This is a genomic window from Tatumella ptyseos, from assembly GCF_030552895.1.
GTDB lineage: Bacteria > Pseudomonadota > Gammaproteobacteria > Enterobacterales > Enterobacteriaceae > Rosenbergiella > Rosenbergiella ptyseos_A.
Genome location: NZ_CP130649.1, coordinates 1,024,090 through 1,038,393, shown reverse-complemented (window position 1 = coordinate 1,038,393; position 14,304 = coordinate 1,024,090). Strand labels below are relative to the sequence as shown.

At 46.3% G+C, this 14,304-nt stretch carries 13 protein-coding genes; all 13 read right to left on the bottom strand.

Going from position 1 to position 14,304, the window contains the following annotated elements; genetic code table 11:
- Positions 1-14: 14 nt before the first annotated feature.
- The 13 genes from tolQ to sdhC all read right to left on the bottom strand — a co-directional run bounded on the left by tolQ (position 15) and on the right by sdhC (position 14,171).
- Positions 15-701 carry a Tol-Pal system protein TolQ gene (gene tolQ, locus QJR74_RS05025; protein ID WP_048911805.1) on the bottom strand — a complete coding sequence of 229 codons (687 nt, stop codon included), beginning with the start codon at positions 699-701 and terminating at the stop codon, positions 15-17.
- Positions 698-1,093, bottom strand: a complete 396-nt coding sequence (ybgC, locus tag QJR74_RS05020; RefSeq protein WP_441007629.1) for a tol-pal system-associated acyl-CoA thioesterase — start codon at positions 1,091-1,093, stop codon at positions 698-700. Before ybgC ends, tolQ begins: the two co-directional genes overlap by 4 nt.
- Positions 1,094-1,345: 252 nt before the next feature.
- The gene (gene cydX, locus QJR74_RS05015) at positions 1,346-1,453 is read right to left on the bottom strand and encodes a cytochrome bd-I oxidase subunit CydX (protein ID WP_304373481.1); all 108 of its coding nucleotides are present in this window, start codon (positions 1,451-1,453) and stop codon (positions 1,346-1,348) included.
- A 12-nt stretch (positions 1,454-1,465) separates the two neighbouring features.
- Positions 1,466-2,605 (bottom strand): cytochrome d ubiquinol oxidase subunit II, encoded by a 1,140-nt coding sequence (cydB, locus tag QJR74_RS05010; protein ID WP_304373480.1) that lies wholly within the window; start codon positions 2,603-2,605, stop codon positions 1,466-1,468.
- A gap of 18 nt (positions 2,606-2,623) precedes the next feature.
- Positions 2,624-4,186, bottom strand: coding sequence for a cytochrome ubiquinol oxidase subunit I (gene cydA / locus QJR74_RS05005; protein ID WP_304373479.1), 1,563 nt, complete (start codon positions 4,184-4,186; stop codon positions 2,624-2,626).
- Between the two features lie 402 nt (positions 4,187-4,588).
- The gene (sucD, locus tag QJR74_RS05000; protein WP_062812403.1) at positions 4,589-5,464 is read right to left on the bottom strand and encodes a succinate--CoA ligase subunit alpha; all 876 of its coding nucleotides are present in this window, start codon (positions 5,462-5,464) and stop codon (positions 4,589-4,591) included.
- Positions 5,464-6,630 carry an ADP-forming succinate--CoA ligase subunit beta gene (sucC, locus tag QJR74_RS04995; protein ID WP_304373478.1) on the bottom strand — a complete coding sequence of 389 codons (1,167 nt, stop codon included), beginning with the start codon at positions 6,628-6,630 and terminating at the stop codon, positions 5,464-5,466. The genes sucD and sucC overlap by 1 nt, the downstream gene beginning before the upstream one ends.
- 57 nt (positions 6,631-6,687) lie before the next feature.
- Complete coding sequence (odhB, locus tag QJR74_RS04990; RefSeq protein ID WP_304373477.1) at positions 6,688-7,902, bottom strand: 2-oxoglutarate dehydrogenase complex dihydrolipoyllysine-residue succinyltransferase; 1,215 nt, start codon at positions 7,900-7,902, stop codon at positions 6,688-6,690.
- Between the two features lie 15 nt (positions 7,903-7,917).
- Positions 7,918-10,728: a 2-oxoglutarate dehydrogenase E1 component gene (gene sucA / locus QJR74_RS04985; protein WP_304373476.1), complete on the bottom strand. Its 2,811-nt coding sequence runs from the start codon at positions 10,726-10,728 to the stop codon at positions 7,918-7,920.
- A 217-nt stretch (positions 10,729-10,945) separates the two neighbouring features.
- Positions 10,946-11,659 (bottom strand): succinate dehydrogenase iron-sulfur subunit, encoded by a 714-nt coding sequence (locus QJR74_RS04980; RefSeq protein ID WP_304373475.1) that lies wholly within the window; start codon positions 11,657-11,659, stop codon positions 10,946-10,948.
- 15 nt (positions 11,660-11,674) lie between these two features.
- On the bottom strand, positions 11,675-13,441 hold the full coding sequence (sdhA, locus tag QJR74_RS04975) for a succinate dehydrogenase flavoprotein subunit (RefSeq protein ID WP_304373474.1): 1,767 nt from the start codon (positions 13,439-13,441) through the stop codon (positions 11,675-11,677).
- Positions 13,441-13,788, bottom strand: coding sequence for a succinate dehydrogenase membrane anchor subunit (gene sdhD, locus QJR74_RS04970; protein WP_048911794.1), 348 nt, complete (start codon positions 13,786-13,788; stop codon positions 13,441-13,443). The genes sdhA and sdhD overlap by 1 nt, the downstream gene beginning before the upstream one ends.
- Entirely contained in the window at positions 13,782-14,171 is a 390-nt protein-coding gene (gene sdhC, locus QJR74_RS04965; protein ID WP_304373473.1) for a succinate dehydrogenase cytochrome b556 subunit, read from the bottom strand. The genes sdhD and sdhC overlap by 7 nt, the downstream gene beginning before the upstream one ends.
- Between the last annotated feature and the right edge of the window lie 133 nt (positions 14,172-14,304).

The window sequence follows — 14,304 nt, the reverse complement described above, 5'->3', positions numbered from 1 at the left end:
GAGTTAACCCCTGATTACTTAGTCATTTCGCTGTTATAAGCCTGACGGTGCAAAATGGCAGTAAATTCTTCTGCGAAATTGTCGTAACCTTGCTCAAGCTTGTTCACGCGTTGATTCAGACGGTTATAGGCCATAACAGCTGGAATCGCCGCGAAAAGACCAATCGCCGTAGCAATAAGCGCTTCAGCGATACCAGGAGCAACCATTTGTAATGTTGCTTGCTTCACTGCGCCGAGAGAAATAAACGCATGCATGATCCCCCAAACGGTGCCAAATAGACCGATGTAAGGGCTAATTGAACCGACTGTCCCTAAGAAAGGAATATGCGCTTCTAAGGTTTCCAACTCACGGTTGGTAGAGATACGCATCGCACGAGTCGCTCCTTCCACTACCGCATCCGGAACAGGACTATTAATCTTGTGCAGGCGTGCAAATTCTTTAAAACCAGAATAGAAGATCTGTTCAGTCCCCATTAACTCGTCACGACGAGTGAGACTTTCTTGGTATAACTTGGAGAGGTCAACACCAGACCAAAATTTCTCTTCGAACTCGACAACTTCACGAGATGCCGCATTGAGAATCCGAGTACGTTGAATAATGATAGCCCAAGACACAATTGAAAAAGCTATTAAAATCAACATGATGAATTTGACCAGAAGGCTAGCCTTTAGGAACAAATCAAGAATATTCATGTCAGTCACTGCGTAAACTCCGCGACAATAAACGTAGGAAGCGCTATCGGCTTCATCTGGTGTAAATTAATGCAGGCAATCAACACCTCTGCTTCATTAATTACTTGCCCTTCAGCGTTAACAATACGTTGAAGAAAAGTAATAGAAGCGCGTGTCATTTTGACGATTTCAGTCGTCACCTCAAGCATATCGTCTAAACGTGCCGCCGCCCGATAATCCACATTCATTCTTCGAACAACGAAACCAACTTGTTTTTCGAGCAGAAATTGTTGATTAATCTTTTTAGCACGTAACATCTCTGTTCTCGCACGTTCATAAAATGCGATATAGCTTGCATGATAAACCACGCCTCCGGCATCAGTGTCTTCATAGTAAACTCTGATTGGCCAACGAAACAGCATTTGACTCACTCCACATCCCTATATTGGTTTAAACTCCGCTACTATACGCAAGAGCAATGAGCTTGGGAATGGGGCAAAGTCTGCTTGATAAAATAATTATTTTTCTTTACGTATCTATGTCGACCACCTACCCGTAAGACAATAAATTACAATTATTTATCAAGAGGTTACTTAAGGACATAAAAAAACCCTTCAGCATCTTTGCAGAAGGGTCAGTCGTAAAGATAAACAAATTAATTCTTTAAATCTGTGTCAAGATTTAGGTGTTTTCTCATTTTCACTATTTTCAAGCGCTAAGGCCGTCATTACACCAAAAGAGCAGGCTAGTAATGTTCCTAAGATCCACGCGAAATACCACATAAGATTTCCCTCCTAATACAATGAATGAGTGTTCTTCTCGATATCTTGATGAGTCACTCGCCCGAACATCTTGTAATAACACCAAATGGTATACGCTAAGACAATAGGCACAAAGATCATTGCCGCAAACGTCATGGTGGTCAGCGTGAGTTGGCTCGACGTCGCATCCCACATTGTCAGACTATTATTAATAACCGTACTGGAAGGCATGATAAAAGGAAACATTGCTACACCTACGGTCATAATCACACATGCGATGGTTAATGATGAACTAAAAAATGCCCACCCTCCTCGCTGTGCTGAAGCAAAAACAAAAGTAATGAGTGCAAAAATCAATCCCCCAACAGGGAAAGCCCATAATAGTGGGGCGTTAGCAAAGTTATTGAGCCATAAACCGACTCCTGTAACGACTTCTTTATTTATAGGGTTAGACTCCGCTGCATGGTTTAAAGGCGAAGCTAATTCATACCCCTGTATTCCATTAGCGAGCCACACTCCTGCTAGTGCGAAACAAACCAACATAATAGCGCTAGAGATTTGGCTACAACGCTGACTTCTTTTGAGTAAGACAGTATCCGTGCGCATCATAAGATAGGTCGCACCTTGTGTCAGAATCATCGTCAGGCTTACTACGCCTGTTAACAGTGCAAAAGGGTTCAGGAGTTGGAAAAAGTTTCCGGTATAAAATAAGCGAAGGTCATTATCAAAGTGGAACGGAACACCTTGCAACAGGTTGCCAAAGGCCACACCAATCACTAAGGGGGGGACAAAACTCCCAATGAAAATCCCCCAATCCCACATCCCTCGCCATTTTGGATTTTCCAACTTGGAGCGGTAATCAAAACCAATGGGTCGGAAAAAGAGTGACGCGAGTACCAGTATCATCGCCACATAAAATCCTGAAAATGCGGCGGCATAGACCATTGGCCAGGCTGCAAATAATGCTCCCCCCGCAGTAATCAGCCAAACTTGATTTCCATCCCAGTGAGGGGCAATACTATTGATCATAATACGGCGCTCGGTGTCGGTACGGCCGATTAAGCGCCCTAACATCCCCACCCCCATATCGAAGCCATCAGTCACTGCGAAACCAATAAAGAGGATGCCAATAAGTAGCCACCACACAAAGCGTAATACTTCATAATCAAACATGAATGTGTCCTCGATAATTTACACTGAAGCGTTATCTGTAGAGTGCTCATGATGATAACGACCCGTTTTCAAACTCGACGGACCTAAGCGGGCGAACTTAATCATTAAATACATCTCTGCAATGATGAATAAGGTATAAAGCCCTAGCACTAATCCCATTGAAAACAGTAAATCGCCGACAGTCAGAGAAGAGTTAGCCACGGCCGTAGGGAGTACCTCACCTATTGCCCAAGGCTGCCGTCCATATTCCGCAACAAACCATCCGGACTCGACCGCTATCCAAGGTAAGGGGAGCGCGCACACTGCGGCCTTTAAAATAAAGCGATTCTTACCAATACGATTACGTAATACAGTGACAAATGATGCCGCAATCACTAAGAAGATGAGGACACCACAGAGCACCATAATCCGGAAGGAGAAATAGAGAGGGGCCACACTCGGGATGGAATCTTTCGTAGCTTGCTGAATTTGTGCTTCCGTAGCATCACTGACATTAGGCGTATAACGTTTGAGCAGCAGCCCGTATCCTAAATCCTTTTTATGGTGTTCGAAGGCTTTCCGTACCGACAAATCTTGATTACCACTGCGTAACTCCGTCAATAAGGCATAGGCTTTCATCCCATTACGGATTCGAATTTCGTGCTCTGCTAACAGATCTTTCAATCCTAATACCGGTTTGTCGGTAGAACGGGTTGCGATCAGGCCGAGGAGATAGGGAACTTGAACAGCATAATGATTCTTTTCAGCCTGTTGATCAGGAAGACCGAATAATGTGAAAGCAGCCGGAGCAGGTTGCGTTTCCCATTCCGCTTCAATCGCTGCCAACTTAGTTTTTTGTACGTCTCCCATTTCATATCCTGATTCATCACCAAGAATAATGACCGAGAGCACGGCAGCCATACCAAAACTTGCCGCGATCGCAAAAGAGCGTTTTGCAAAAGCAATATCACGCCCTTTCAATAAGTACCATGCACTGATTGCCAACACAAAAATGGCGCCAGTGGTATAACCTGATGCGACGGTGTGGACAAACTTAACCTGTGCCACAGGATTAAGTACCAATTCGGAAAAACTCACCATTTCCATGCGCATGGTTTCAAAATTAAATTCCGATGCTACGGGATTTTGCATCCAACCATTTGCGACTAATATCCATAATGCCGATAAATTTGATCCCAAGGCGACTAGCCAAGTTACCGTCAAATGTTGTATTTTCCCTAAACGGTCCCATCCAAAGAAAAATAGCCCAACAAAGGTCGATTCTAAAAAGAACGCCATTAAACCTTCGATTGCTAATGGCGCACCAAAAATATCGCCAACATAATGAGAATAATAAGACCAATTTGTACCAAACTGGAATTCCATCGTTAATCCAGTCGCGACACCTAAGGCAAAATTGATCCCAAATAATTTCCCCCAGAACTTCGTCATGTCTTTATAAATTTGCTTACCGGTAAAAACATAGACCGTTTCCATAATCGCCAGCAAGAATGCCATACCGAGAGTTAACGGGACGAAAAGGAAATGATACATTGCGGTTAACGCAAACTGTAAGCGAGAGAGTTCGACAATATCAAACATTCTTACTCCTTATTCCATTCTAGTTTTCACCAGTTACTGGAAAATATTTCAATAAACTTAATGAAATCTAAATCGATAAAATTAATAATCCAGCTTAATAGTAATGAGAGGTATTATGATTAGGCTGCTTATTATCGGCCGGTGCCCAACTCTTTCTATTAAAATGACAGCCTTCGCCCTTAATAAAAAAATGAACAGTGCTCACGGTGATAGTGGAAGGTAATGTAATCCCAGTGATTAATTATTTCTAGAAACTAACGAAAGGTTAATTGATCTCGATCTAAATTCTTATAAGTATATTTTCCGAAAAGGTAATTGTTAAATTTAATAGTTAAAAATGTTTTTTATATGAATAAAAAAAGCCACCGATAAGTCGGTGGCTTTTTTATCGTTTTCGTTAACTTAACGTGCAGGTAAAACCGCTTTCACAGCATCACCAATATCGGCTAGGCTACGCACAGTTTTAACACCGGCAGCTTCTAATGCAGCAAATTTCTCGTCAGCGGTCCCTTTTCCACCAGCAATGATGGCACCCGCATGGCCCATACGTTTACCTTTAGGGGCAGTAACACCTGCAATGTAGCTGACGACGGGTTTGGTCACGTGTGCCTTGATGTAAGCGGCGGCTTCCTCTTCCGCGCTACCACCAATTTCACCGATCATGACGATCGCTTCGGTTTGTGGATCTTTTTCGAATAATTCTAGGATATCAATAAAGCTTGAACCTGGAATTGGGTCACCACCAATGCCAACACAGGTCGATTGACCGTAGCCAATATCGGTAGTTTGCTTAACCGCTTCATAGGTCAGTGTTCCTGAACGTGAAACAATCCCCACGCGGCCTGGTTGGTGGATGTGGCCAGGCATAATACCAATCTTACATTCACCTGGAGTAATGACGCCTGGGCAGTTAGGACCGATCATTCTTACGCCGGCTTGGTCCAGTTTTACCTTAACAGTAAGCATATCCAGGGTAGGAATGCCTTCGGTAATAGTGATGATGAGTTTAATCCCGGCATCAATCGCTTCTAAAATACTATCTTTGCAAAATGGTGCAGGAACATAGATTACCGAAGCTGTCGCGCCAGTGGCTTCGACTGCCTCACGTACCGTATTGAATACTGGTAAGCCTAAGTGCGTCGTCCCGCCTTTACCTGGTGTAACGCCACCAACCATTTGCGTGCCGTAAGCGATCGCTTGTTCTGAGTGGAACGTGCCTTGGCCACCGGTGAAACCTTGGCAAATGACTTTAGTATTCTTATCAATCAAAATAGACATTATTTACCCTCCGCCGCAGCGACAACTTGCTGGGCAGCGTCAGTCAAACTGGTAGCTGCGATGATATTTAGACCACTTTCTGCTAAACGCTGTGCGCCCAATTCAGCATTGTTCCCTTCAAGACGAACAACAACTGGAACATTTACGCCAACTTCTTCAACAGCTCCGATTATCCCGTCTGCAATAAGATCACAGCGAACAATTCCACCAAAGATATTTACCAGCACCGCTTTTACTGCATCGTCTGAAAGAATAATTTTAAAGGCTTCCGTCACACGCTCTTTGGTTGCGCCACCGCCAACGTCTAGGAAGTTAGCGGGTTGTCCACCATGATGCTTAACGATATCCATAGTGCCCATCGCCAAACCTGCACCGTTCACCATACAACCGATGTTACCTTCTAAAGCAACGTAGTTGAGTTCCCATTGTGCAGCATGCGCTTCACGAGAATCTTCTTGGCTTGGGTCATGCATTTCGCGTAGTTCTGGTTGACGGAACATCGCGTTACTGTCAGCACCGAGTTTACCGTCTAGGCAAATTAGGTCACCCTCTGTAGTGATGACTAACGGGTTGATTTCAACTAATGCCAAATCACGCTCTAGGAATAGCTTGGCTAGACCCATGAAAATTTTCGCAAATTGACCGACTTGTTTACCTTCCAAGCCGAGTTTAAACGCGAGTTCGCGACCTTGGTAAGGCATTGGTCCAGTCAAGGGATCCAGCGCCATTTTGTGAATTAAGTGTGGTGTCTCTTCAGCCACTTTCTCAATTTCAACACCGCCTTCGGTTGAGGCCATGAATACGACACGGCGAGTGCTGCGATCAACCACTGCTCCGAGGTAAAGCTCTTTATCAATATCCGTAGCCGCTTCGACTAAAATTTGGTTAACAGGCTGACCCTGTGCATCCGTTTGGTAAGTGACCAAATTTTTACCCAACCAACCTTCAGCAAAACTACGGATTTCTTCTTTACTTTTTACCACTTTCACGCCGCCCGCTTTGCCACGGCCGCCCGCATGAACTTGGCATTTTACTACCCAAGGTCCACTACCAATTTTTGATGCAGCTTCTTCAGCTTCACGAGGCGTAGTACAAGCATAACCAGACGGCGCAGGTAAGCCATAACGTGCAAAGAGCTGTTTCGCCTGATATTCATGTAAATTCATAGGGTATTATCCATTCAGGTCAAAAAAATAGGCGTGCAGAGTACACGCCACAGTAAATTAGACATCCAGCAGCAAGCGTGCAGGATCTTCAAGTAAGTCTTTGATCGCGACGAGGTAGCCTACGGATTCACGACCATCGATCAGACGGTGATCATAAGAAAGCGCGAGATACATCATCGGTAAGATTTCAACTTGGCCGTTTACCGCCATGGGACGATCCTTGATAGCGTGCATGCCCAAGATCGCACTTTGTGGTGGGTTGATGATCGGGGTAGACATCAGCGATCCAAATACTCCGCCATTGGTGATAGTAAAGTTACCGCCGGTCAATTCTTCCACCGTCAACTTACCGTCACGTCCTTTGATGGCCAGTTCTTTAATTTTCTTCTCAATATCAGCCATACTCAGCGCATCAACATCTTTCAATACTGGGGTAACTAAACCACGTGGCGTAGATACCGCGATGCTGACATCAAAATAGTTGTGATACACCACATCATCGCCATCGATAGAGGCATTCACTTCTGGGTAACGTTTGAGTGCTTCCACCACAGCTTTAATGTAGAAAGACATGAAACCTAAGCGAACACCGTGACGTTTTTCAAATGCTTCGCCGTATTGTTTACGGATTTGCATGATTGGCTTCATATTGACCTCGTTAAAAGTGGTCAACATCGCCGTACTATTTTTAGCTTCGAGTAAACGCTCCGCAACACGCTTACGTAAACGTGTCATCGGCACACGCTTCTCGCTACGGTTTGAAAGCGGGGCTGGTGCAGATTGCGTAGCGGTTTCTGATTTCGGCGCTGATTTGGTCGCAGCGAGATGCTTCTCTACATCTTCACGTGTGATACGTCCACCGACGCCTGTACCTTTGATCTGGGTTGCATCTAGGGTATGTTCCGCGATAAGACGGCGAATAGCAGGGGTTAAGAAGTCATTAGACTCATCACTGCTCTCTTCAGTTGGGGCAGCAGTATCCGGCGTAGAAACCGGAGCAGGAGCCGCTGAGCTCTCTTTACCAGCACTATTACCTTCTTTAAGACGGCCCAGTAACTGGCGAGAAACCACGGTCGCGCCCTCTTCTTCAACGATTGCCTCTAAAATACCGTCGGCTGCCGCAGGGACCTCTAAGATCACTTTATCGGTTTCAATTTCTACCAGCACTTCATCGCGCTGGACGCTGTCACCAGGCTGTTTGTGCCACGTTGCAACGGTGGCATCGGCAACAGATTCTGGTAAATCGGGAACGAAAATCTCTAAGCTACTCATTGTCTTTCCTTTTTATCAATCAACGTTCAGCGCATCATTAACTAATTCTTGCTGCTGCTTTTGGTGAACAGACATATATCCCACAGCTGGAGAAGCGGAAGCCGCCCGTCCAGCGTAGCGTAATTTAGCCCCTGCAGGGACAACATCATGGAAGTTATGTTGGCAACAATACCAAGCACCTTGGTTTAACGGCTCTTCTTGGCACCATACGAAATCGGTGACATGGCTGTAAGCGCTAATCGCCTGTTGCACCGCTTTATGCGGGAACGGGTAAAGCTGCTCAATACGAATAATGGCAACGTTATCCTGCTCATTTTTACGACGTTGCTCTAATAAATCGTAATAAACCTTCCCTGAACAGAGCACAACGCGTTTAACCTTCTGCGCCTCTAACGAATCAATTTCTGGAATCGCGGGCATAAATTCGCCTTGCGCCAGTTCGTCCATTGTCGAAATTGCTAACGGATGACGTAATAATGATTTCGGTGACATCACTACGAGAGGACGACGCATACCACGTAACGCCTGGCGACGTAGCATGTGATAGACCTGTGCCGGCGTGGAAGGCACGCAAACCTGCATATTCTGATCGGCGCAGAGCTGCAAATAACGCTCAAGACGCGCTGAGGAGTGTTCTGGACCTTGGCCTTCGTATCCATGTGGGAGCAACATCACTAATCCGCACATCCGACCCCATTTTTGCTCACCTGAACTGATGAACTGGTCGATCACCACTTGAGCACCGTTGGCGAAGTCACCAAATTGTGCTTCCCAAATAGTAAGGGTACGAGGTTCTGCTGTCGCGTAACCATATTCGAAGGCTAATACAGCTTCCTCGGATAGGACCGAGTCCCAAACTTTAAATACGCCTTGTCCTTTACGGACATGATGGAGAGGGGTAAAAGTCGAGCCATTACTTTGGTTGTGGATCACCGCGTGACGATGGAAGAAAGTGCCGCGTCCAGAATCTTCACCGGATAAACGTACCGAAACGCCTTCATCAACGAGTGTCGCATAAGCTAAGTTTTCAGCGGCGCCCCAATCGAATGCTTTATTACCTTCCGCCATTTCGTGACGGTCATTATAGATTTTCTTCACACGAGACTGCGCTTCAATCTCTGCAGGAATTTGGCTTAAATTCACTGCCATTTGTTTGAGGCGATTTTGATCTACGGTCGCCGGATAGGCTTCGTCCCACTCGTGATTTAAATAAGGTGACCAAGTACAAGAATTTAGCGACATTGGACGCCATTCCTCTACCACGCACTCGCCAGCATCCAACGCATCACGGTAGATATTGACCAATTCGGTGATTTCACCTGCGGTCACCACTCCTGCGGCCGCTAATTTATCTGCATAAATTTTACGCGGCGTCGGGTGTTGCTTAATTTTTTTGTACATCACTGGCTGAGTTGCACTCGGCTCATCAGCTTCGTTATGTCCATGACGACGATAACAGACCAGATCAATAAAGACGTCACGTTTAAACGTATTACGGTAATCCAATGCTAAACGCGTCACGAAGGCGACGGCTTCCGGGTCATCAGCATTAACGTGGAAAATCGGCGTCTGAATCATTTTACCGATATCAGTACAGTAAGGAGTCGAACGCGCATCTTTAGGATTCGACGTTGTAAAGCCTACTTGGTTGTTGATGACAATACGTACCGTACCACCGACCATATAGCCGCGAGCCTGAGACATGTTTAACGTCTCTTGAACTACACCTTGCCCAATGACTGCTGCATCACCATGAATAGTGATCGGTAAGACCTTATTGATGGCTGAAGGCTCGTCTAAACGGTCGAGTCTTGCGCGAACAGAGCCCATCACAACTGGACTGACAATTTCTAAGTGAGAAGGGTTAAACGCTAAGGCTAAGTGAACAAGCCCGCCCTCTGTTTCCAAATCCGAGGAGAATCCCATGTGGTATTTCACATCACCTGCACCTAAGTGTTCATGATGTTTACCCGCGAATTCATCGAACAGATCTTGAGTTTTCTTTCCTAGCACGTTGATTAGCACGTTTAGACGACCACGGTGTGCCATACCCAATACAACTTCCTGAGTGCCTTGTTTACCCGCGTGGCGGATCATCTCTCTAAGCATCGGAATGAGTGCGTCCCCACCTTCCAGTGAGAAGCGTTTAGCACCCGGGAATTTTGCCCCTAAATACTTCTCCATCCCTTCGGCAGCAGTGAGCTCTTTTAAGAATTTTTTCTTTTCTTCTGCACTGAAGGTTGCTTGACCGGCTACCGACTCGATACGTTGCTGAATCCAACGCTTCTCTTCGGTATTGGTAATATGCATATATTCCGCGCCGATTGATCCGCAGTAAGTCTGCTTCAGTGCGTCAAAAATTTCGGAAAGTTTCATTGTCTCTTTGCCTGAAGCAAAGGATCCGACATTAAAACTCTCATTGAAATCGCTGGCGCTTAGGCCGTGAAAAGCAGGATCAAGATCAGGTACATCTTCTTGCTGCCACAGTCCTAATGGATCGAGATTAGCTTTCTGATGACCACGGAAACGAAAAGCATTGATGAGCTGCAGTACCTTAACCTGTTTGGAGTTGGTTTCAGGGTCACTCACCGAGGTCGTGTAGCGGGTGGCATCTTTGGCTAACCGCCGAAAATACTCACGTGTCGTGGAATGGTATTGATCAGGTCGTAATGCGTCCGCGGGGAATTGAGCGAACCTTTCACGCCAGACACTATCAACCGAGTCAGGATCGGTGAGGTAATCCTCATACAACTGCTCGATATAAGACTGGTTCGCGCCGGCCAGCCAGGATGAGTCTAGCCAGGATTTCATTGCGCTATTCTGCATAGTGATCCCTTAAGCAATGCTATGCTTTTCGTAATATAATTCACCGTTAAACGGAGATACCCAAACAGATGACCGCTCTGTTCAATCGGTTCAGCGATACGAGTGCAAAAAGTCCTGCCCCCGTAGGGAACCTTTGGCAATTCGACTTTTTTAGGCCAGTCAAATTGCCAAAGATACCACTGGAACAGCGGGGAGTTAGCCTCCCCGCTTAATAATGCTAAGCACCACGTTTCAATAACATGGATTTAATGTGGCCGATCGCCTTAGTCGGGTTCAATCCTTTAGGGCAGACATTGACACAGTTCATGATGCTATGACAACGGAATACGCTGAATGCATCGTCTAAATTATCTAACCGTGACTCAGTCTCCGTATCACGACTATCAATTAAGAAACGATAAGCCGCCAATAATCCTGCTGGACCAATAAATTTATCTGGGTTCCACCAGAACGACGGACAGGAGGTAGAGCAACAGGCGCAGAGAATACACTCATATAGCCCATCAAGATGTGCGCGATCTTCCGGAGATTGTAAAAATTCACGTGCCGGAGGATTTTTATTATCGTTCAATAAGAAAGGTTTAATCTTTTCATACTGAGTATAAAACTGCGCCATATCGACCACTAGGTCGCGGATAACGGGTAAGCCAGGTAGTGGGCGAATAATGATTTTACCCTTGCCTGAAAGTGCGGAAACCGGCGTGACACAGGCAAGTCCATTTTTTCCGTTCATGTTGATGCCGTCAGAGCCGCAAACTCCTTCGCGACAAGAACGACGAAAGGCTAACGTCGGATCTTGCTCTTTGAGTTTGATGAGCGCATCTAACAACATCATGTCGCGCCCTTCTTCCGCCTCCAGCGTATAATCTTGCATACGCGGAGCATTATCGACTTCTGGATTATAGCGATATACCGAAAATTCGAGTTTCATTAGTCTTTCCGCCTATTAATAAGTACGCACTTTAGGAGGGAATGCTTCGCGTGATGTTGGCTGCATGTTCACCTCACGTCGGGTCATACTCTCGCTCTGTGGCAGATAGAGGCTATGACATAACCATTTCTCATCATCCCGGTCTGGATAATCGAAGCGGCTGTGGGCACCACGGCTTTCTGTACGATAGTTTGCCGCGACTGCCGTTGCAAAGGCAGTTTCCATCAGGTTATCCAACTCTAAGCACTCAATACGCTGAGTGTTGAAATCAGGGGAGCGATCGTCAAGACGTGCATTCTGTAGACGTTGGCGAATAGACTTCAGCTCTTCCAGACCCTTAGCCATGGCGTCACCTTCACGGAATACCGAGAAGTTGTGTTGCATGCAGGTTTGAAGTGCTTTACGAATTTCAGCTGGATCTTCACCTTCACGGTTATCTTCCCAGCGTTGATAACGGCTCATTGCCTGCGCGATCTCTTCTTCAGTCGCGTCACGCAGCGCTCCTTGCGAAGCGATTGATTCTTGTAAGTGTAAGCCCGCTGCACGGCCAAACACCACGAGATCGAGGAGGGAGTTCCCCCCTAAACGGTTAGCGCCATGTACCGATACACACGCAATCTCACCAACAGCAAACAGCCCTGGAACGACAACGTCGTTGCCTTGTTCATCGACGGTTAACGCTTGACCAGATACTTTTGTCGGGATACCGCCCATCATGTAATGACAGGTTGGAATGACCGGAATAGGCTCTTTAATTGGGTCTACGTGTGCAAAAGTCCGAGACAGTTCTAAAATTCCCGGTAAGCGTGACTCCAACACTTCGCTTCCCAAGTGATCGAGTTTTAGTTTTAGGTGTGGGCCCCAAGGACCATCGCAACCACGACCTTCACGAATTTCAATCATCATCGAACGAGCCACCACATCACGGCCCGCTAAGTCTTTAGCATTAGGTGCATAACGTTCCATGAAACGTTCACCATGTTTATTCAGTAGATATCCACCTTCACCACGGCATCCTTCTGTCACAAGTACTCCAGCGCCAGCGATACCCGTTGGGTGAAATTGCCACATTTCCATGTCTTGCACAGGCACACCTGCGCGCAGCGCCATACCCACGCCATCACCTGTGTTGATATGCGCATTGGTGGTAGATTGGTAAATACGCCCTGCTCCGCCCGTCGCCAGCACCGTAGCCTGAGCTTTGAAGTACACGACTTCACCGGTCTCAATACAAATTGCCGTACAGCCTACAACTGCTCCATCGGCATTTTTTACCAAATCTAAAGCGTACCATTCAGAAAATATGGTGGTATGGTTTTTCAAATTCTGTTGATACAGGGTGTGAAGTAAAGCGTGGCCTGTCCGGTCAGCTGCTGCTGCCGTACGTGCCGCTTGTTCTCCACCAAAGTTTTTCGATTGTCCGCCAAAGGGGCGTTGGTAAACACGTCCGTCTTCTAAGCGAGAGAACGGAAGCCCCATATGTTCTAATTCTAAAATCGCTTCTGGACCGGTTTTACACATATACTCAATCGCGTCTTGGTCACCAATATAATCGGAGCCTTTCACGGTGTCATACATGTGCCATTCCCAGTTATCTTCATGGGTGTTCCCCAACGCAACAGTAATACCGCCTTGCGCGGAAACCGTGTGAGAACGCGTTGGGAAGACTTTTGATAATAATGCACAACTTTGACCAGACTGTGATATTTGTAATGCTGCACGCATACCTGCGCCACCTGCACCAATCACAATCGCATCGAATTCTCTAACAGGCAGTTTCATTACGCACCCCATACCACAAATGTGCCATAAATCGCATAGCTTGCTAATGCGATAATAATAATCAGTTGCACGACCAGACGGACGGCGAGGTTTTTGACATAATCAGTCAGTACCTGCCACATACCAATCCAGCCATGAATGAGAATGGATAATAGGGTGAGGAGCGTAAATACCTTGGTGAAAGGCATTGCAAAGAAGCCGCGCCACATATCATAGGTAAGTGGGCCACTAACAACAAAAAAGCCCAGAATATACACAACATAGAGTGCAATCAGTATCGCGGCGGCACGCAGCAATAGCCAATCATGTACTCCATTTCTTCCTAGTGCGGAAACATTGTTTACCATACGAGAACCCCCGCTAAAATCGACAGAATGGCGGCGATAACAAAGGAGGCTACCGCACTCCGTTTACCTGCCACCATGGTTTCTTCCATAAAGCCAAAATCTGCAAGCAGATGGCGGATTCCGCCGACAATGTGGTAAGCCAGCGCAGTCAAGATTGCCCACAGGATGAATTTCACGAAGAAACTTCCCATGATGGCTGCAGCTTGATTGAAACCTTCTGGAGATGAGAGAGAGAGCCCTAGCAGCCACAGTAGAATTCCCAACGCGATAAAGGTAATCACGCCAGAGACACGGTGGAGAATGGATGCTATTGCAGTAACGGGAAACCGGATCGTCGAGAGATCCAAGTTGACAGGTCTTTGTTTATTCACGGTTTTGCCCACACAGCTCTTTTTTATTATGTCTCCTCCGGCCCTGCTGCTTGCCAACTTCTGGTGAAGCTCACTCACAGAACAGTCACATCCAGTGTTAGACGAAAAAAAACGCTGGGTGCCTCCTGAAACAGGTAAATCCGGA